This is a genomic window from Parachitinimonas caeni, assembly GCF_030129945.1.
In the GTDB taxonomy this organism is placed as follows: Bacteria; Pseudomonadota; Gammaproteobacteria; order Burkholderiales; family Chitinimonadaceae; genus Parachitinimonas; species Parachitinimonas caeni.
The window spans coordinates 1-255 of the sequence record NZ_JARRAF010000291.1; the positions used below are offsets into that span (position 1 = coordinate 1).

Sequence of the window (255 nt, forward strand, 5' to 3'; positions counted from 1 at the left end):
CGGACTTCGCCGGCACCAGACCATTCCCCCGCCGTCAGCTGCAGGCTGTCGCCCTGGCGCAGGCCCAGGCTCCAGGCGCTGAGCGGGCCGGTGCCGGTCAGTGCAATCGCCTGCGCCCCAGGGGGGGACAGGACAGGCGCGGGGGTCTGCCGGATCGTACCGTGCAGCGCGGCGCCGCTGGCGGGCGCGGATTGGGCCTGCCAGACGAGTTGGTATTGCCCGGCCGGCAGCCAGTAGTGGCGGGGGCTGGCGGCA

1 protein-coding gene is annotated in these 255 nt (G+C 74.9%); it reads right to left on the minus strand.

Annotation, left to right across the window (positions count from 1 at the left end; all coding sequences use genetic code 11):
- On the minus strand, nt 1–255 hold a 255-nt coding region (locus tag PZA18_RS24745; protein WP_284103537.1), incomplete at both ends, for a hypothetical protein.